The following is a 19,206-nucleotide window of genomic DNA, read 5'->3' on the forward strand; positions in this document are numbered from 1 at the left end:
TCACGAGGATAGCAGCCGATCCAGCAGCCGCTCCGCCGCTTCCGGAATGACCGTGCCCGGCGGGAAGATTTCCGCCGCGCCGGCTTGCAGCACCGCATCATAGTCCTGCGGCGGGATGACGCCGCCGGCCACGATCAGCATGTCGCCGCGGCCGAGCTTCTTCAGCGTGTCGCGCAATTCTGGGATCAGCGTCAGGTGACCCGCTGCCAGCGATGAGGCGCCGATGATGTGGACGTCATTCTGGACAGCCAGTTTCGCGATCTCTTCCGGCGTTTGGAACATGGCGCCGACGGTAACGTCGAAGCCGAGATCGGCGAAGGCCGTGGCGATCACCTTCTGCCCGCGGTCGTGGCCGTCCTGTCCCATCTTGGCCACGAGGATGCGCGGCTTGCCGCCGTTTTTCTTTTCGAAGGCACCGAGCTTGTCCTGCAGGCGGTCGATCACCGGACTGTCGCCAAGCGCCTTGCGGTAGACACCGGAAATGGTCTGCACCGTGGCCACATGGCGGCCATAAGCTCTTTCCAGGGCGAACGAGATTTCGCCGACAGTGGCATTGGCGCGCGCGGCGCGGATGGCGAACTCCAGGAGGTTGTCCTCGCTCTGTGCGGCACGGGTCAGCGCATCTAGCGCGCTTTCGACGGCAGCGACGTCGCGCGTGCCCTTCAGCCGTTGCAGCTTCGAGAGTTGCCGGGCCCTGACCTCGGCATTGTCGATCTTCAGCACGTCGACCTCGATATCGGTTCCGGGGCGATGCGCATTGACGCCGACCAGCATCTGCTCGCCGGAATCGATGCGCGCCTGCGTGCGGGCCGCTGCTTCCTCGATGCGCAGCTTGGGTATGCCCTTTTCGATCGCCGCCGCCATGCCGCCGAGAGCCTCAACCTCCTCGATATGGGCGAGCGCACGCGCCGCCAGATCGTGTGTCAGCCGTTCGAGATAGGCCGAACCGCCCCACGGATCGATGATGCGCGTGGTGCCGGATTCCTTCTGCAGGACGAGTTGCGTGTTGCGGGCGATGCGCGCCGAATGGTCGGTCGGCAGCGCCATTGCTTCGTCGAACGAGTTGGTGTGCAGCGACTGGGTATGCCCCTGGGTCGCGGCCATCGCCTCGATCATGGTGCGGATGATGTTGTTGTAGGGATCCTGTGCCGTCAGCGACCAGCCGGAGGTCTGGCAATGGGTGCGCAGGGACAGCGACCGCTCGTCCTTTGGCGCGAAGTTCTTTTTCATCAGCGTCGCCCACAACAGGCGTGCGGCCCTGAGCTTGGCCACTTCCATGAAGAAATTCATGCCGATTGCCCAGAAGAACGACAGGCGCGGCGCGAAACGGTCGATGTCGAGCCCCGCCGCGACGCCGGCGCGGGCATACTCGATCCCGTCGGCGATCGTATAGGCGAGCTCCAGGTCGGCGGTCGCGCCGGCCTCCTGCATGTGATAGCCGGAGATCGATATCGAGTTGAACTTCGGCATGTTCTTCGAGGTGTAGGAGAAGATGTCCGAGACGATCCGCATCGAGGGCTTCGGCGGATAGATGTAGGTGTTGCGGACCATGAACTCCTTCAGAATGTCGTTCTGAATGGTCCCGGCCAAATCCTTCTGCGCGACGCCTTGCTCTTCCGCCGCCACGATGTAGAGCGCCATGATCGGCAGCACCGCGCCGTTCATCGTCATCGACACGGTCATCTCGCCGAGCGGAATGCCGTCGAACAATTGCCGCATGTCGAGGATGGAATCGATAGCCACACCCGCCATGCCGACATCGCCGGCGACGCGCGGATGGTCCGAATCATAGCCGCGGTGCGTGGCGAGATCGAAGGCAACCGAAAGGCCTTTCTGGCCGGCGGCAAGGTTGCGCCGGTAGAAGGCGTTGGATTCTTCGGCGGTCGAAAAACCGGCATATTGCCGGATGGTCCAGGGTTGCTGGACATACATGGTCGGGTAGGGGCCGCGCACGAAGGGCGGCAGGCCCGGATAGGTGTCGAGATGCGACAATCCCTTGAGGTCGGCCTGACTGTACAGCTGCTTGACGACAAGGCCTTCCGGCGTTGTTCGCTGTCCCTTGACCTCGACAGGCGCGCGGCGCGGCGGCACCCAGCCGATCTGACTGAAATCCGGAATCAAGAAGCGGCCCCGATGGATTGATCGATGCGGACCGGAGACAACGCTTCGCACAGGACGACGCCCTCGGTGAAGGCAGGTCGCTTCTCTGCGTCCAGCGTCTCGACCGGGCGCTCGCTTTTCAACGGATAAAGCGTGGCGCCGACAATGGCCCGCTCGTCTGACTTGAAGGCTATGGCGCGATGGGCGGCGGCGTTGCGGACGCGCTGCTGGATATGTCCGTCCCGAAGGCTGGACAGCACGCCACCCTCAGCCTCGATGGCCTGTAATTCCGCCCACGCGGCTTCGCAAAGGTCTGAGGTCAGCGCTTCGACGGCGCCGGAGCCATGGGCGGGATCGGCGACATGATCGACATGGCTTTCATTGGCCATGATCAGCTGCGCGTTGCGCGCGACGCGGCGGGCAAAGGCGGCCGGCAGGCCGTGCGCGATCGTATGCGGCAGGATTGAGATCGAATCGGCGCCTCCCGCCGCCGCGGCGAAGCAGCCGATCGTCGTGCGCAGGATGTTGGTTTCGGGATCCAATGCCGTCATCATGCGAAATGATGTCTCGGCATGGATGTTGGCCGTGGAATTGGGGATCGAGCAGGCCTCCTGCACCCGTGCCCACAGCCTGCGCAGGGCTCGCACCTTGGCCATCGACAGGAACTGGTCCTGGTCGACGCTGAGCGCGAAACCGATATGAGGCGCGGCATAGACGAGCGGCTGCCGCGCCTTCTCGAACATTCGCAGATACGAGACCGCCGAGGCCAGCATGATGCCGAGTTCCTGCGCTTCCGTGGCGCCGGCATTGTGGAAGACGCGACCGTCTGCCTCCAGAAGCACACCCGGAACGCCCATCGAGAAGAAATGCGCCAGCGATTGCGGCATGGATTCCTGCAGCGCCTCGATCGACATGCGCAGCCGGCCGGTGCCGGCGAGGATAGCAGCCGGATCGATGCCGAAGGAAAGGTTGAGCTTTGCCGGATCGGAGCGGCGCTTGCTCAGGAACGCCACCAGCCAGTCGGCCATGGGGCGGCTCCAGGGGTGGGTGTCGATACGGATCTGGACCCGGTTGAGGGGCACGCCCTCCAGCACCGTCTCGAGCGCCTGCGCCGTCCTCGGCAGGCCGTAGCCAAACGCGTTCGGGGCGCCCTCGAAGACGAGCGACAACCCCGTCGCGCCCTGGGCGACATCTTCCAGGGCCTGCCTCTTGGCGCGTTCGACATCGGGATCGTCGACGCGCTGGCTGACGATCCACGGCGATTGAGGATTGGCGCGCACGATCGGTTCCGTTCCGGTCGCGCGTTCATAGAGCGGCTCGACGCGGATGTTGTCGTCGGTATGCGAGACCAGCTGTTCCCCGAAGGAGGCGCCGGCCAACGCTTTTCCCGCCAGGGTCAGCCATCGCTGACGCTCCGCATTCGTTGGCTCAACATCCCTGGTCAAGGCTCCGGCGCCCATTCATCGTCCTCGTTCTATGTGGCCGCACCAGCCCGGACAGCTCAATCTACGGTCCCCGGTCAGTTATCGCAATGCACGCCCAGGGCTTGAATTCGACCACCTGATATTCGATCCACCTGATATAGGTCGCTTGCGTGGACGGACCATGGACGATTGCCAAACACCATCGAAATCCGCAAGTTCCAAAATCCGATTTTGGCGATTGGTCCGATTTGGACGATAGCCCTGATTGAACGATTGGTCCTGCCTTGGACAATTGTCATTGTCGCTGTGCGGCAGCCTCACTATACCATCGGGCAAAGGTTGGCTTTAGACACATCAGTTTTGCGGAGACCCGAGCTATGGCTGACGACACCAGTATTTTTATCGGCGCCAGCCGCAAGCCCGACGACAGCTATCAGCGCGCCGAAAACCTGCTGCTGCAATACGGAAATCGCCATGGCCTGGTGACCGGCGCCACCGGTACGGGCAAGACCGTCACCTTGCAGATCCTGGCCGAGGGATTTTCCAACGCCGGCGTTCCGGTCTTCTGCGCCGACATCAAGGGCGACCTTTCCGGTATCGCCATGATAGGCACCGCCCAGGATTTCCTGGTCAAGCGGGCAGAACAGGTCAAGCTCGACCCTTACGACTTCCAGGAATTTCCCGTCATCTTCTGGGATCTGTTCGGCGAGCAGGGCCACCCCATCCGCGCCACCATTTCGGAAATGGGCCCGCTGCTGCTGTCGCGGCTGATGAACCTGACCGACGCGCAGGAAGGCATCATGAACATTGCCTTCCGCATTGCCGATGAAGAGGGCCTTCTTCTCCTCGACCTCAAGGACCTGCAGGCGCTGCTCGCCAACATCGCGGAGCGCGCCGAAGAAATCAGCGCCCGTTATGGCAACGTCACCAAGCCGTCGGTGGGGGCGATTCAGCGCACGCTGCTGGTACTTGAGCAGCAGGGCGCGGCGAACTTCTTCAGCGAGCCGGCTTTGCGCATTGCCGACATCATGCGCACCACCCGCGACGGTCGCGGCGCCATCAGCGTGCTGGCCGCCGACAAGCTGATGATGAATCCGCGCCTTTACGCGACGTTCCTGCTCTGGCTGATGTCGGAGCTGTTCGAGGAACTGCCGGAGGTTGGCGACCCCGACAAGCCGAAGCTGGTGTTCTTCTTCGACGAGGCGCACCTCTTGTTCGACGAGGCGCCGAAGGTGCTGATCGACCGGGTCGAGCAGGTGGTCCGCCTGATCCGCTCGAAAGGCGTCGGCGTCTATTTCGTCACGCAAAACCCCTTGGATATCCCCGAAAAGGTTCTGGCCCAGCTCGGCAACCGCGTGCAGCACGCGCTGCGCGCCTACACGCCGCGCGAGCAGCAGGCGGTGAGGACGGCGGCCGAAACCTTCCGGCCCAATCCGGATTTCGACTGCGCCACCGCCATCACCCAGCTCGCCACCGGCGAGGCCCTGGTCTCGACCCTGGAGGCCAAGGGCATTCCGTCCATGGTCCAGCGCACGTTGATCCGTCCGCCGTCATCGCGGCTTGGACCCATCACCCCGGCCGAGCGGCAGAAGCTGATCGGGGAAAGCCCGGTCACCGGCCAGTATGACCAGGTTATCGACCGCGAATCGGCCTTCGAAATGCTGCAGAAGAAGGCCAAGCAGGCGCAGGACGCCGAGGCGCAGGCGCAGCAGGCCGGCACCGGCGGCTCGCGCTGGACCATTCCAGGCTTCGGTAATGACGATCCCGCGCCGCAGTCCGGTGGCCGGCGCGCGCCGGCGCCGCGCCCCTCCAATCGCCAGACGGTGGCCGAGGCCGCGATCAAGTCGGTAGTGCGCTCGGTCGGCTCGTCGGTTGGACGTGCCATTGTGCGCGGGATTCTGGGTAGTTTGTCGCGGGGACGGTAGGATCGGGGCAGCCGCAACGCCACTGCCCCCTGAAACTCAGAAGCCCCTGAAACTCAGAAGATCGCGTTCGTGACCGCTTTGACTGGGCCGAGCAGCACCGATCCATCCGGCACGCCGGCATCGATCGGGATCGCCTTGTGGTTGGCCGTCGCCACCATCGGCTGGCGAGCGTCGCTGGTCACGATGACCGGCGTTTTCGAGGGCACGCGGTCATAAAGGTCGATAATGTCCTGGTTCATCAGGCGCACGCAGCCCGACGACACCGATTTGCCGATCGAGCGCCATTCCGGCGAGCCGTGCAGGCGATAGAGCGTGTCCACATTGCCCTGGAAGAGATAGAGCGCACGTGCGCCGAGCGGGTTCTTTAGGCCGCCGGGCATGCCGCCATTGTCGGCGCTGTACTGCTTCAATTCCGGCTGGCGGGCGATCATCTCATCCGGCGGCGTCCACTTCGGCCATTTCTGCTTCCACTGGACGACAGCGTCGCCCGACCATTCGAAGCCGGCGCGGCCAAGGCCGACACCATAGCGAATGGCCTGGCCGCCCGGGCGAACCAGATAGAGGAAGTGGCCTGTCGTATCGACGACGATGGTTCCCGGCTTCTGCCCGGTCGGGTCGGGTACGATCTGGCGCAGGAACTGCGGATCGATCCTGTCGACGGGGATGGCCGGCAGATCGAAACCGCCATCGTTGACCGCAGCGTACATCGACGCATAGTCGGCGAGCGGAGGTTCGACATAGGTTGGTGGCGGCGGCGGCTCGGCTGGTCCCGGTCCGGTGGTGGCGCATGCGGAAACCGCGATCGAGGCGGCGCCCAGGGCTGCGGCGTTGAGGAAGCCGCGACGGCTCAGGCGATAGGATTCGATTTCGGTTATGGACATGGCTGCCTTCTTTAAGACTCAAATCGCAACAAAGCGTCAACACGCCGACGTTCGCTGCGGGTGCCTGACAACACCTGAGGCGATAGGCGGTTCCGATTCTGGCTCGAACGTGGACAAACAAAGGCGAAGCTGTGACTGCGCCGCCACTGTGGCGTTGGGGCCACAGGTCAGCTAGGCGCCGGATACGAGGGCCTCCAGCGATGGCAGGATCAGGGCCGGTGGCAAGTCCTGGTATTCCTCCGGCTGGTTGGAGCGGTTGATCCAGACCGTGCGGAAGCCGAATTTGGTGGCGCCCGCAATGTCCCAGCGGTTGGAGGACTGGAAGGAGACCGCGCCGGGGTAGAGGCGCCATCCCGTGGCGACCATGTCGTAGACAATAGGATCGGTCTTGAAGCGACGCACCGCATCGACCGAATAGATGTCGTCCAGGACCTGGTCGAGTGCCGCCGACTTGACTGCTGCCTGCAGCATTTCGGGCGAACCGTTGGAGAGGATCGCCAGCCTGGCGCCCGAAGCCTTGAGCGCTTTCAGCACGGCCGGCACTTCGGGATAACAGTCCAGCCGCCAGTAGGCTTCCAGAAGTTTCGCCTTGAGGCTCGGATCGGCCGAAGGGACCTTGCGCAAGGCGAAGTCCAGCGCCTGTTCGGTCAGCTGCCAGAAATCGGCATAGGCGCCCATCAGCGTGCGAACCCAGGAATACTCGAGCTGTTTGGCGCGCCAGATTTCGGACAGGAGTTGGCCGTCCGGGCCGATCGCGTCCGCATGGCGGCGCACGGCGGCGTGCACGTCGAACAGCGTGCCATAGGCGTCGAACACGTAGGCGGCGTATTGCATGGCAACAGTTTTGAGGCGAGGCGGGACAAGGTGCAAGCCTTGATTGCAGCGCACCCGTCGCTGGCCTCAACAAAACTCCCCGATGCTGGTTGACGGCGGCGGTCAAAGCATCATCCAATGTTGTCACACAAGATTGACCGGAACGGGAAAACGCGATGACACTGGCGGCGGCGGCGCAATCCGCGACATGGACTTTCGTCGATGGCGATTGGTACGAAGGCAATGTCGCCATTCTGGGGCCGCGCAGCCATGCCATGTGGCTCGGCACCAGCGTGTTCGATGGCGCGCGGTGGTTCGAAGGCGTGGCGCCCGATCTCGAACTTCATGCCGCACGCGTCAATGCCTCGGCGATCGCGCTTGGGCTGGCGCCGAACATGACGCCCGAGCAGATCGTCGGGCTAACCTGGGACGGATTGAAGAAATTCGACGGCAAGACGGCGGTCTACATCAGGCCGATGTACTGGGCCGAGCATGGCGGCTACATGGGCGTGCCGGCCGATCCCGCCTCGACCCGTTTCTGCCTCTGCCTCTATGAATCGCCGATGATCTCACCGACCGGCTTTTCGGTGACCGTGTCGCCATTCCGGCGCCCGACTATCGAAACCATGCCGACCAACGCCAAGGCCGGCTGCCTCTATCCCAACAACGGCCGCGCCATCCTCGAGGCCAAGGCGCGCGGCTTCGACAACGCGCTTGTGCTCGACATGCTGGGCAATGTCGCGGAGACCGGAAGCTCGAACATCTTCCTGGTCAAGGACGGCCATGTGCTGACGCCGGCGCCGAACGGAACCTTCCTGTCCGGCATTACCCGCGCGCGCACGATGACGCTGCTTGGCGACTATGGGTTCACGACGACTGAAAAGACGCTGTCGGTGCGGGATTTCCTCGAAGCGGACGAAATCTTCTCGACCGGCAACCACTCCAAGGTGGTGCCGGTCACCCGCATGGAGGGCCGTGATCTGCAACCCGGCCCGGTGGCCAAGAAGGCACGTGAACTCTATTGGGAGTGGGCGCATTCGACCTCGGCTGGCTGAGATAGCCGGCCTTTTTGTCGCCGCGCGGCTGGTCACAGGAAAAGCGTGTGACAGTTCCCGGGAACCCGCTTAGAAAGGGAACCGGCGCTTCACTTCCGGAGTTGCTCCAGCTCAATCCCGACCTATCTTACTCCGGTATCCACACCGGATTTTCCACGAGGGAGTACTACCCATGGCTTTCGAATTGCCCGCTCTGCCCTACGACTATGAGGCCCTGCAGCCCTATATGTCCAAAGAGACGCTGGAGTATCACCACGACAAGCATCACAAGGCCTATGTCGACAACGGCAACAAGCTCGCCGCCGAAGCCGGCCTTGGCGATCTTTCGGTCGAAGAGGTGGTCAAGCAATCGTTCGGCAAGAATGCCGGTCTCTTCAACAATGCTGCCCAGCACTACAATCACATCCATTTCTGGAAATGGATGAAGAAGGGCGGCGGCGGCAACAAGCTCCCTGGCGCGCTGCAGAAGGCTTTCGACAGCGATCTCGGCGGTTACGACAAGTTCAAGGCTGATTTCATTGCCGCCGGCACAACGCAGTTCGGTTCGGGCTGGGCCTGGGTTTCGGTCAAGGACGGCAAGCTGGCGATATCGAAGACGCCGAACGGCGAGAACCCGCTGGTTCATGGCGCATCGCCGATCCTCGGCGTCGACGTCTGGGAGCACTCCTACTACATCGATTATCGCAACGCCCGGCCGAAATACCTCGAGGCCTTCGTAGATAGCCTGATCAACTGGGATCACGTGCTTGAACTCTACGAAAAGGCGAATGCCTGATCAATCTTCCGAAAGGCCCGGCACCCCCGGGCCTTTTCTTTTCGTCTCGAACCCCACGGCTAGGGTCATGCAATTTCATGCGGGAGAATGGGAATATTCCACCTCCCGCATCCGTTAACGTCCTGTCCTGAAATGCCTTCACCACGGAGCCAAATGAATGAGAAAGCTTGTCATCGCCATCTCCATGCTCGCACTCGCCGCATCGGCGGCCTTTGCCGATCCGATCCTCGATCGGCAGGCTCTGATGAAGGAACGCGGAAAGATCGTCGGCGGCCTGTCGAAAGTGGTCAAGGGCGAGGAGCCATTTGATGCCGCCGCGGTGCTGACGCAGTTGCAGGCACTGCAGGCAAATGCCGAGAAGTTCGACGTAGAGGCCTTGTTCCCGAAGGGCACCGACACCGGCGACACCACGGCGGCGCCAAAAATCTGGGAAGACATGGCCGGCTTCAAGGCGACCGAGGACAAGTATCTCGCCGATGTCAAGGCTGCGGTCGCGGCGGCTCCGGCCGACGTCGATGCGCTGAAGACGCAGATCGGCACCATCGGCTCGGACTGTGGTACCTGCCACCAGGGCTACAGGGTCAAAAAGGGCTGATCGCCAGCCATGGCATGGCTGAAGAAGCTCGTCGGCGCGGCCCTCGTCCTGGGCGTCGCCGGCGCGTCGGCGGGGTGGCTGCTGTCGGCACCGGTCACGCTTGATGCGGCGACCCTGGCGCAACTCGGCCCAGGCGATGTTGCCCGGGGCAAGCGCATCTTCTATGCCGGCGGCTGCACCTCCTGCCATGCCAAGCCCGGGTCGCAGGGCGATGCACGGCTTCAGCTCATAGGCGGGCTCGAACTCAAGACGCCATTCGGCATCTTTGTTCCGCCCAATATTTCGCAAGATCCCAAGGACGGCATCGGCGCATGGTCGGCCGGGAATCTCGCTAACGCCATGCTGAAAGGTGTGTCGCCTTCGGGCGAGCATTTCTATCCGGCATTCCCCTATGCCTCCTATGCTCGCATGAAACCGTCAGATGTCGCCGACCTTTACGCTTTCTTGAAGACGCTTCCCGCCGTCGCCGGCAAGGCGCCCGGCAATTCGCTGGCGTTCCCGTTCAGCATCCGGCGCGGCATTGGCCTGTGGAAGCGGCTCTATCTCAGTGACAAGCCTGTCGTGCCCCTGCCGGATGGCGCGCCAGACCCTGTGATGGCAGGCCGCTACCTGGTCGAAGGACCGGGCCATTGCGGCGAATGCCACACGCCGCGCGACCTCGCTGGAGGCACCAAGAAAAGCGAATGGCTGGCCGGTGCGGTGGCCGCCGAGGGCTCGGGCGTCGTGCCGAACATCACTTCGGGCGAGGGAGGTATCGGCAGCTGGTCCGCGTCCGACATCGCAAACTACCTCGAAACCGGATTCACGCCGGACTTCGATTCCGTCGGCGGCGCCATGGTCGACGTGCAGCGCAACATGGCCGAGCTGACGGCGGACGACCGTGCGGCGATTGCTGCCTATCTGAAGGCGGTGCCGCCGCGTCCCAACGGCTATCCGGCGCGCAAGAAAAGTACGAACTAATCCTCGGACTGCAGGTGGCGATCGCCGAGGAAATCGAAGCCCGTTTCGAAGAAAAGGTTGTAGTTGCAGGTCATCTCCTCGCCAGGCGCGATGTCGCGCAAGGCGTAGGTCTCCTCGGGCGACGAGACATCGCAATTCGGCTCGTCGTCATGGTTCATGTAGCGGGCATCGTCGGCTTCGAAGACGATATAGGCGGGATCGCGACGGTCGGGGTAGGAATAGCGGTCGAGGTAGTTCTTCACCGGCCCGGTTTCGCTCTCATAGGTCTCGACGTCGATGATCCGATCGAACCGGGGGTCGAGCTTCCAGACCAGCGTGCCCTTGGCAATATGGTTCTTGGCAAACACACCGATGCCCTGGATCGGCGATTTGTCGAGATAGACGTCGACGAGCAGCATAATGGACCCTTGTGCAAGTGCGGACTTCGTGCCCGGGAAAACCGTGCCTTGGGTAGCGCGCGACCGTCGCAATTGCGAGCGGAAATGAGCCGCGCGGAATTCAAAAAGTGATGATCATCAGGCCTGCCAGCAGACGTGGTTCGCCTGGCCTCAGCGCTCTTGCAAGGCGAGGCGGACACCCAGGGCGCAGTAGATGCCGCCGACAACCTTGCCTTGCCATTTCAGCACTGTCGGATTTCGGCGCAGGAAACTGCCGAGCCGCCCTGCGCTCACGGCAAACACGACCGTGCTGAAAAGCCCCAGCATGACGAAGATGATCCCCAATACGGCCAATTGAACCATCACTGATCCGTTTTCGGGCCACACGAACTGAGGCAGGAACGCCAGGAAGAAAAGCGCGGTCTTGGGGTTGAGCACCTCGGTCAGGACAGCCTGTCGAAACGACTTGCCGGCGGAGCTTGCAAGCGCGCCGGCGGTCGGATCGGTTGGCGCTTTCTCGATGATGGCCCGAATGCCGAGGTAAAGAGGTAGGCCGCGCCGATATACTTTACGATGCTGAACAGCGTCGCCGATGTGGCGATGATCGCCGAGATCCCAACCATCGCCATGGCGGTATGAAACACATCGCCGGCCGCGATCCCGCCGCCTGTGGCGATTCCGACTCTCGTCCCCGAACTCGTTGCGCGGGCGATCGTCAACAGCGTGGCCGGGCCAGGAATGAAGACAAAGCCGAGCACAACCGCGATGTAAGCTATCGCTGTGGCCAGATCGATCATCGCAGCGTTCCTCCGTGAGCTATGCCTTGTCCGTCACCTTCAGCGTGAAGGCATAAGTATAGGCGATCTCCTCCAGGCGTGAAAACCGGCCGGAGGCACCGGCATGGCCGGAATCCATGTTGATCCTGAACAGTACCGGATTGTCGCCGCTCTTGCGGTCGCGCAGCCGCGCAACCCATTTGGCCGGCTCCCAATAGGTGACGCGCGGATCGGTGAGACCGGCGAGCGCCAGGATCGGCGGATAGTCGAGCGCGGCGACATTGTCGTATGGCGAATAGGCGGCGATCGTCAGGTAATCGTCGGCCGACGCGATCGGATTGCCCCATTCTGGCCATTCTGGCGGGGTCAGCGGCAGCGTTGAGTCGAGCATGGTGGTGAGTACATCGACGAAGGGAACCTCGGCCACGATGCCGCCGAAGCAATCCGGCGCCATGTTGGCGATGGCGCCCATCAGCATACCGCCGGCCGAGCCGCCTTGCGCGACGATTCGGTCATGCGCGGTATAGCGCTCGGCAACGAGGTGGCGGGCGCAGGCGATGAAATCGGTGAAGGTGTTCATCTTGTGCGCCCGCTTGCCGTCGTCGTACCAGCCATATCCCTTGTCCTTGCCGCCGCGCACGTGGGCGATGGCAAACACGAACCCACGGTCCACCAGCGAGAACCAGTTGGTGTTGAAGGCGGCCGGCACGGTGATACCGTAGGAGCCGTAACCGTAGAGCAGGCATGGCGCGGAGCCATCCAGCGGCGTGTCGCGGTGATGCAGAAGCGAGATCGGCACCAGTTCGCCATCGGCCGCCGGCGCCATCAGCCGCCTCGTGACGTAGAGGTGCGGATCGTGGCCGGACGGCACTTCCTGGGTCTTGAGCAGCACACGCTCACGAGTGCGCATGTTGTAGTCGAACATCTGTGACGGTGTCGTCATCGACGAGTAGGAAAAACGCATCATCTCGGTGTCGTATTCCAGGGACCCTGAAAGGCCGAGCGAGAAGGCTTCCTCGTCGAAGGAAATCAGATGCTCTTCGCCGCTGGCCCGATCCCGCACGACGATGCGCGGCAGGCCTTCCTTGCGCTCGAGCCGCACCATGTGGTCCTTGAAGCCGATCACCGACAGGATCAGCCGGCCGGGTTCATGCGGCACCAGTTCCTGCCAGTTGGCGCGGACCGGGTCGCTCGCCGGCGCCGTCATGATCTTGAAGTCCTTGGCACCGTCCGCGTTGGTCAGGACGAAGAAGATATCGCCGCCTTCCTCAAGTTCATATTGAAGGCCGGTCTCGCGCGCCGAAACCAGCTTCGGCTTGGCAAATGGATCGCTGGCGCTCAACAGGCGGTATTCCGAAGTCTCGTGATCGTTGATGCCGATCATGATCCATTGGTTGTTGCGGGTCCCGTCGACGTTCATGAAGAAGCCGGGGTCGGTTTCCTCGTAGATCAGCCGGTCGTTTTCAGGGGCCTGCCCCAGTGCGTGGAACAGCACCTTCGACGGCCGGTGGTTTGGGTCGAGACGCGTATAGAAGAACCCGTCATTGCCCGCGTCCCAGACCCCCGAACCGCCGGTGGCCTGTATCTGGTCCGCCAGTTCCTTGCCGTCGGCAAGGTCGCGCACACGCAGCGTGTAGAATTCCGAACCCTTGTCGTCGAACGCCCATAGCAACTTGCTATGATCGGCCGAATGATCGACGCCGCCAAGCCGGAAATAGGCCTTGCCCTCGGCCTCGGCGTCGCCGTCGAGCAGGATCTGCTCGGGTCCGCCGCCGCGCGGCGTTCGGAAATAGCGCGGCTGCTCGCCGCCGAGCTTGAAGGAAGAGCCGTAGGCATAAGGCCCGTCCTTCATGGGAACGGAAGAATCATCTTCCTTGATGCGGCCCTTCATTTCCTTGAAAAGCTGCTTTTGCAGATCTGACGTGTCGGCCATCAGCGTCGACTGATAGGCATTCTCGGCTTCGAGTTCGGCGCGGATCCCAGGATCGAGCAAGGAAGGATCCCTGAACATTTCTTGCCAGTTATCCGCTCGCAGCCAGGCATATTCATCGGTTCGCGTGATGCCGTGATGCGTGTCCGAGACGGGCCTTTTCTCGGGGGCAGGGGCGCTGGCGATTGGAAATCGGGAAGTCCTGGTCATTGCGTCTCGCTCTGGAAATATCTTGAATGACGAATGAACACGCCGATCAGGGCAGGTTCAAGAGCCGTGGCGTAGAGTTGGTGTCGGCCCATGCGACGGCCGGGGGAGAGAAGATGACTATTCGGTCTCGTATTGCTGCGGCTTTCGCCGTCGCTTCGCTAAGTCTGGTCTTTGCCGGCCAGTCTCATGCGACCGTATTTTCGGCTTGGCAAGTGGCCAATGTGCCGTTCGGCGACACGCTCAATGTGCGCAAATATCCGTCGGGAACATCCCAGAAGCAGGTCGCATACCCGAACGGGATCGTCCTGCAGATGACCGGACGATGCACCGGCGGCATAAACCTGCTCGATATCGCCAATCAACCGGCATGGAAACAGCAGCAGACGGTTCGCTATCGCTGGTGCGAAATCTGGCATGACCCGGCCAAGAACGGCACCTTCGTGACCGGCTGGGCCTATGGCAGATATATCATCCCGTATTGAACGACCATCGATTTTGGCCCCGACGGGTTCGGCCGGCGGGCATGTCGCCTGGTTGCCTGCCCGACAGAGAGGAGCGGCAACCTGTGGTTTTGAGGACAGATGCGAACAACCAAGTTTGCCGAAGCGACGGCAAAGCAAACGAGAGCATTGAAACCTGATTTGTGAGTTATCGCGAATGTAACGGTGAACTGACGTTACGTCAGGCTTTATCGGTTTGGCGGGCGAAATATCGAAAAATTACATGATGCACGAAAGATTGAAGCTGATCGCGGAATAGTTGATCAAGATTCATAAATATAATGCGCGCAACGAATTGACTTACTTGACCTGCGGCCGCATTGATGTCCCCGTGACACGAATCGCGGCAGCTCTATCTGCGCAAATTCGTGCAATGCCCTGCCTGTAAAAAGGGGCACAGACCGACGTAACTCTTGTTGGGGCCTGAAGACCATGGATATTGTCGAAACACCTTCCAGAAACAATGATGCGCTGATCGAGCTCACCGCCGACGTGGTGGCTGCCTATGTCAGCAACAATCCGGTGCCGGTCGGCGAACTGCCGAACCTGATATCCGATGTCCATGCCGCCCTCGGGCGTGTGGGCGGAACCGTCGAACAGGCGCCTGCCGACAAGCAGAAGCCGGCTGTCAACCCGAAGCGCTCGGTTCATGACGACTACATTGTCTGTCTCGAAGACGGCAAGAAGTTCAAGTCGCTCAAGCGTCACCTGATGACCCACTACGATCTGACGCCCGATCAGTATCGCGAAAAGTGGAACCTGGACCCAAGCTATCCGATGGTTGCCCCGAATTACGCGGCGGCCCGCTCGCAGCTTGCCAAGAAGATGGGCCTCGGCCGCAAGCGCAAGGCGGCGCGGTAGTCGCTGCTTGCCAGATTGGATTGAAATCAAACGGCGCCTTCGGGCGCCGTTTGATTTCAGGGGTGGGCGGAAGATCGACAAGTCGATCAGGCAGTCTGGGCGAGCGCCATCTCGGCATCGCGTTTGATGCGCTTGACCATCGAGCGAAGACCGTTGGCACGCTGGGGCGACAGGTGCTCGTCGAGGCCGAGTGCCTTCAGCGTCGCTTCCGCATCGATTTTCTGGATTTCGCTGGCCGTCTTTCCGGAAAACAGCGCCAGCATGATCGCAACCAGTCCGCGCACGATATGGGCGTCCGAATCGCCGGTGAAAGTGATGACGGGGTCGGCGCCCGGACCCCGTTCGGTGGTCAGCCAGACCTGGCTGACGCAACCTGGCACCTTGTTGGTGGCGTTGCGCTCCGCATCGGGAAAGGGCGGCAGCGCTTCGCCGAGTTCGATGACGTAACGATAACGATCCTCCCATTCGTCAAGGAACGAGAAGTCGTCGCGGATCGTCTGGATCGTGGTCGTCATGACCCGGATATAGTCACGCGGCGGCGCCGCGTCACGGAAAAAACAAGGACACCGCGGGCGTCGAGAGGGCAGACTGCCCGCGGTGCGCCGTCGAGACGGCTTAATTGTTTATCGGCAGGTTGACCGTTTCAGGCAGGACGACTTCCGGTACGCTGCCCGTCATTGTCGAGGTATCGGGGCCGGCGGACTTGTCGTCCAGCATGGCCGCCGCGATCTTGGCAGTTTCCTTGGCGCGTGCGGTGATGGTGTGCATCGCCGACTTGCCCGTCTCGCAGACATCGGGCTTGCGTTCGCAGATACCGGCGATGTCGCCGACGGCGTCTCGCGCCGCGAACAGGGCCTGGATCGGCCCGACGCTTTCCTGGCCCGTTTCATCGGACCCGACACCCAGCGGCAGCGCCAGCAGCACCAGTGAAAACCAGAAAGCCATTCTTATCAGGAAGAACATGCCTTGCCTCTCGTCGTGACCGGATCATGCATCATATGGCATGACCTCTTTTATGGGCAGGATGTTGACACACAGGCACAAAGGACGGCTTGCACGATCGCCGAGAATTTTCCTCAAATTTTAGGCAAATTCGAAACGAAGCGTTTTGCTGTCGATTTGTTTCATATCGGAACGATTCTTCTCACCATTCGATAACCATCTATCCCGTTGAATGAATTGTGTCTTCGAGGAAATAAAGCGGCTTCGACGACTTGGCCCGCGGTCCGACGACAGGGCCGCCAGGATAACCCTCCGTTTACTATGGCTGCATTTGACCGGGTTTTCGGCCGCCGTCATCCCGATATTTGCCGCAGGGCGGGCCTTGGTCGGCCCTGCCTTATCCATTCCTTAAACGCTGGATGCGAGTTTCAAAGCCAACCAAGACAATCTGCAAAAGCAGAGCTGTTCACGACGAGTGCGAGTGCGTTGAATTGATGCCGATCGAGGCCAGATACGCTGAATTGCCTGGTGCAATAGCGGCCGGTTGTGAGCGCATGGTTCATCCCAGCGTTCTCGAACGGAGCGACCGCGAGCGCCAGCGCCGTTTCATCGGCGTGATGCTGGCCGCGCCATTTTTTGCAGCGGGTGCCGCGGTCACGCTGGTTACATCGGGGATGGGCGCCGCGGTGACCATGGCCGCCATTTTCGCGGCCTTCGGCCTGTGCTGGTTCGTCGCCCTGCTGGTAGCCGCTACCGGCAAGATGGCTGCCGCGGGGCCGATCGCCCTGGCGATGGCGGCGCTTGCCCTTGCCGGTCTCATCGGTGCCGCCGGCGGATTGAGTTCACCTGTCGCCATGCTTACCCTGGCGCTGCCATTCGAAGCCTGGTGGATCGGCGCGTCACGGCGTGCGGCATTGTGGGGGGGCGCGACAGCCGTCATCGCCATCGCCCTTCAGTCCTTGTCGGCCGCCTTCCTTCCATTGGCGGATGCGCACATCGCCGCCTGGCATTGGCTGGTGCCATTGGCCTGGGCGCTGGCCCTCATCCCGCGGATATCGGCTTTTCGCGGCACCGCCGGCGCGGCCGATACGCTCGATGCCGGTGATCGACTGGAAGACATCATCGACGCGGTGGTCTTGCGGGTCGCCCGCCACGGCGAGGTCGTGGATGCATCCGCCAAGTCGCGTACGCTTCTGAAATTGCCGCCTGAGCTGTTGTCCGGAACGGGCCTCTTCGATCGGGTCCACCTGTCGGATCGTGTCTCCTATCTCAGCGCCCTGGCCGACATGCGTGACGGCGCACGGTCGCGCCGCCTCGAATTGCGCATCAGGCTGCCCCAGAGTGGCAACGGCGCCCACAACGGAAGTGGCTTTGTGGCCGACAATTACCAGCCATTCGCGCTCGAACTGGTGCGTGGCGAGAAACAAGGCGACGTCTTCACGCTTGTCCTGCGCCAGAATGACGAGACCGCGCGACTGCGCGAAGAACTGGCGCAAGCCAATGAGACGGCGGCCGCCGCCGAAGTGGCCAAGGGCCGGTTCCTGGCAGTCGTGAGCCATGAACTGCGCACGCCGTTGAACGCCATCATCGGCTTCTCCGACATGCTGCTGCACGAGATGTTCGGCACCTTCAAGGATCCGCGCCAGAAGGAATATGTCGGTCTGGTGCGGGACTCGGGCCAGCATCTGCTGGCAGTCGTGACATCCATACTCGACGTATCGAGGATCGAATCGGGCGTTTACGCCACCGAGCCGGAGCCGTTCCGGTTCGTGGAAGCCGCAGACATGTGCCAGTCGATGATGCGGCTGCAGGCGCAGGCCAAGAATATCGACCTGCAGACGCAGATCGCCCCTGACGCCGGCGATATCAATGCCGATCGCCGCGCCGTACAGCAGATGCTCATCAACCTCGTTTCCAACGCGATCAAGTTCACCCCCGACGGCGGCGATGTCGTCATCGGCGCCAAGCGGATCGGCTCACGTCTGCATTTCTGGGTGAGGGACACCGGTATCGGCATCGCCGAGGAGGATTTCGCCAATCTCGGCAAACCCTTCACGCAGATCCAGAACGACTATACCCGCCGCTTTGAGGGCACGGGTCTTGGCCTTTCCCTGGTGAAGGGGCTGGTGGCCTTGCATGAAGGGACCATGTCGATCGAAAGCATGCCGGGCGAGGGCACCACGGTCACCATCAGCCTGCCGGTCGGCGGGCCGAAGGGGCGCCCCGCCAACCCGACCGGAGTGCTGACAATGCCGGTGACGAGGGCGAAAGGGGACGGAAATGGCTCGCTCCGCAAAACAGGCTAAGGCGGTCAAACGCCGCGGCAATGCCTTTCAGGACGGCGCCATCGCCGTCGGCGGCATGATTTCGCGCAATCCCGTCCTGGTGGGAGGATCGACCGCATTCCTGGTGACGCTGTTCTATGTCTCGGCGAATGCGCTATGGTATCAGCCTTTCCCGCACGCCGGGGCGTTTTTCGCCACACGCAATTTCCAGGGCGTTCCGCACGCCGCCGCCGACGAGCCCGAGACGACAATCAACATCGTGCGGTCCAATGCCACGCCCGCCCCGATCAAGGGTGACCCGGTGGTCGAGCAGGTGCAAGGCATATTGAAGGACCTTGATTTCTATTCCGGCACCGTCGACGGCATTTCCGGCCCCAACACGCGCAAGGCCATACAGGCCTATCAACAGAAGGTCGGGCTGAACGCCTCGGGCGAGATCGACGCACTGCTCCTGGATCAACTGGGTGCAACGCCGAAGACGGCTGCCGTGCCGAAACCGCAACCTCGTCCTGACATGCCGCCGGCCGCAGTTCCCGTGTCCTTGCAGACCAACGAGGCACAGGCGAATGCCGCCTTGCAGGGGCCTGACCCCCGCATCGTCAAGATCCAGGCCGGGCTGAAGGCCTTCGGCAATGACGACATGCAACTGGATGGCGTCGTCGGCGCACGCACCAAGGCGGCGATCAAGGAGTTCCAGTCACTGTTCGGCTTGCCGCAGACCGGCGAGCCCGACGAGATCGTCTACGTCAAGATGCGCGAGATCGGCCTCACCAACTGACGGCCGAAAACGACGGCTC

General features: G+C 62.2%; 17 protein-coding genes and 1 pseudogene. 9 read left to right on the forward strand and 9 right to left on the reverse strand.

The window, feature by feature from the left end; translation table 11 throughout:
- Together scpA and FJ943_RS27630 are read right to left on the reverse strand one after the other, a co-directional pair.
- A complete protein-coding gene (gene scpA / locus FJ943_RS27625; RefSeq protein ID WP_140726647.1) occupies positions 1–2,121 on the reverse strand; it encodes a methylmalonyl-CoA mutase in 2,121 nt (706 codons plus the stop codon).
- Positions 2,118–3,560 carry a methylmalonyl-CoA mutase subunit beta gene (locus FJ943_RS27630; protein ID WP_140726650.1) on the reverse strand — a complete coding sequence of 481 codons (1,443 nt, stop codon included), beginning with the start codon at positions 3,558–3,560 and terminating at the stop codon, positions 2,118–2,120. Before FJ943_RS27630 ends, scpA begins: the two co-directional genes overlap by 4 nt.
- Before the next feature lie 341 nt (positions 3,561–3,901).
- Here FJ943_RS27630 and FJ943_RS27635 point away from each other — a divergent pair, with 341 nt between their 5' ends.
- Complete coding sequence (locus FJ943_RS27635; RefSeq protein ID WP_140726652.1) at positions 3,902–5,449, forward strand: helicase HerA-like C-terminal domain-containing protein; 1,548 nt, start codon at positions 3,902–3,904, stop codon at positions 5,447–5,449.
- Positions 5,450–5,502: 53 nt separating this feature from the next.
- On the opposite strand, the gene FJ943_RS27640 is transcribed toward FJ943_RS27635, so the two are convergent.
- Both FJ943_RS27640 and FJ943_RS27645 read right to left on the reverse strand, forming a co-directional pair.
- Positions 5,503–6,330, reverse strand: a complete 828-nt coding sequence (locus FJ943_RS27640) for a L,D-transpeptidase (RefSeq protein WP_140726655.1) — start codon at positions 6,328–6,330, stop codon at positions 5,503–5,505.
- 171 nt (positions 6,331–6,501) lie between these two features.
- Positions 6,502–7,164 (reverse strand): haloacid dehalogenase type II, encoded by a 663-nt coding sequence (locus FJ943_RS27645; RefSeq protein ID WP_015318656.1) that lies wholly within the window; start codon positions 7,162–7,164, stop codon positions 6,502–6,504.
- Between the two features lie 155 nt (positions 7,165–7,319).
- Here FJ943_RS27645 and FJ943_RS27650 point away from each other — a divergent pair, with 155 nt between their 5' ends.
- From FJ943_RS27650 to FJ943_RS27665, 4 genes are all read left to right on the forward strand, one after another.
- Positions 7,320–8,198, forward strand: a complete 879-nt coding sequence (locus FJ943_RS27650; RefSeq protein ID WP_015318655.1) for a branched-chain amino acid aminotransferase — start codon at positions 7,320–7,322, stop codon at positions 8,196–8,198.
- 172 nt (positions 8,199–8,370) lie between these two features.
- Positions 8,371–8,973 (forward strand): superoxide dismutase, encoded by a 603-nt coding sequence (locus FJ943_RS27655; protein WP_015318654.1) that lies wholly within the window; start codon positions 8,371–8,373, stop codon positions 8,971–8,973.
- 157 nt (positions 8,974–9,130) lie between these two features.
- Positions 9,131–9,568: a cytochrome c gene (locus FJ943_RS27660; protein WP_015318653.1), complete on the forward strand. Its 438-nt coding sequence runs from the start codon at positions 9,131–9,133 to the stop codon at positions 9,566–9,568.
- A 9-nt stretch (positions 9,569–9,577) separates the two neighbouring features.
- Positions 9,578–10,528, forward strand: coding sequence for a cytochrome c (locus tag FJ943_RS27665; RefSeq protein WP_140726658.1), 951 nt, complete (start codon positions 9,578–9,580; stop codon positions 10,526–10,528).
- Here FJ943_RS27665 and FJ943_RS27670 read toward each other — a convergent pair.
- The 3 genes and pseudogenes from FJ943_RS27670 to FJ943_RS27680 all read right to left on the reverse strand — a co-directional run bounded on the left by FJ943_RS27670 (position 10,525) and on the right by FJ943_RS27680 (position 13,821).
- Complete coding sequence (locus FJ943_RS27670; protein ID WP_015318651.1) at positions 10,525–10,926, reverse strand: SET domain-containing protein-lysine N-methyltransferase; 402 nt, start codon at positions 10,924–10,926, stop codon at positions 10,525–10,527. The genes FJ943_RS27665 and FJ943_RS27670 overlap by 4 nt on opposite strands.
- A gap of 150 nt (positions 10,927–11,076) precedes the next feature.
- A pseudogene (locus FJ943_RS27675) lies at positions 11,077–11,702 on the reverse strand (LysE family translocator).
- A gap of 19 nt (positions 11,703–11,721) precedes the next feature.
- Positions 11,722–13,821 (reverse strand): S9 family peptidase, encoded by a 2,100-nt coding sequence (locus FJ943_RS27680; RefSeq protein WP_140726661.1) that lies wholly within the window; start codon positions 13,819–13,821, stop codon positions 11,722–11,724.
- A 113-nt stretch (positions 13,822–13,934) separates the two neighbouring features.
- Between FJ943_RS27680 and FJ943_RS27685 the strand changes: the two genes are divergently transcribed.
- The gene (locus tag FJ943_RS27685; protein ID WP_140717854.1) at positions 13,935–14,303 is read left to right on the forward strand and encodes an SH3 domain-containing protein; all 369 of its coding nucleotides are present in this window, start codon (positions 13,935–13,937) and stop codon (positions 14,301–14,303) included.
- Between the two features lie 450 nt (positions 14,304–14,753).
- Positions 14,754–15,182, forward strand: a complete 429-nt coding sequence (locus FJ943_RS27690; RefSeq protein WP_015318648.1) for a MucR family transcriptional regulator — start codon at positions 14,754–14,756, stop codon at positions 15,180–15,182.
- 86 nt (positions 15,183–15,268) lie between these two features.
- Here FJ943_RS27690 and FJ943_RS27695 read toward each other — a convergent pair whose 3' ends face one another.
- On the reverse strand, positions 15,269–15,697 hold the full coding sequence (locus FJ943_RS27695) for a SufE family protein (RefSeq protein WP_015318647.1): 429 nt from the start codon (positions 15,695–15,697) through the stop codon (positions 15,269–15,271).
- Between the two features lie 100 nt (positions 15,698–15,797).
- Positions 15,798–16,145, reverse strand: a complete 348-nt coding sequence (locus FJ943_RS27700) for a DUF5330 domain-containing protein (protein WP_015318646.1) — start codon at positions 16,143–16,145, stop codon at positions 15,798–15,800.
- 533 nt (positions 16,146–16,678) lie between these two features.
- On the opposite strand from FJ943_RS27700, the gene FJ943_RS27705 reads away from it, so the two are divergent.
- Together FJ943_RS27705 and FJ943_RS27710 are read left to right on the forward strand one after the other, a co-directional pair.
- Positions 16,679–18,430 carry a HAMP domain-containing sensor histidine kinase gene (locus FJ943_RS27705; RefSeq protein ID WP_140726664.1) on the forward strand — a complete coding sequence of 584 codons (1,752 nt, stop codon included), beginning with the start codon at positions 16,679–16,681 and terminating at the stop codon, positions 18,428–18,430.
- Complete coding sequence (locus FJ943_RS27710) at positions 18,405–19,187, forward strand: peptidoglycan-binding protein (protein ID WP_140726666.1); 783 nt, start codon at positions 18,405–18,407, stop codon at positions 19,185–19,187. Before FJ943_RS27705 ends, FJ943_RS27710 begins: the two co-directional genes overlap by 26 nt.
- Positions 19,188–19,206: the final 19 nt, after the last annotated feature.

It is taken from the genome of Mesorhizobium sp. B2-3-10 (assembly GCF_006442275.1).
Classification (GTDB): domain Bacteria; phylum Pseudomonadota; class Alphaproteobacteria; order Rhizobiales; family Rhizobiaceae; genus Mesorhizobium; species Mesorhizobium australicum.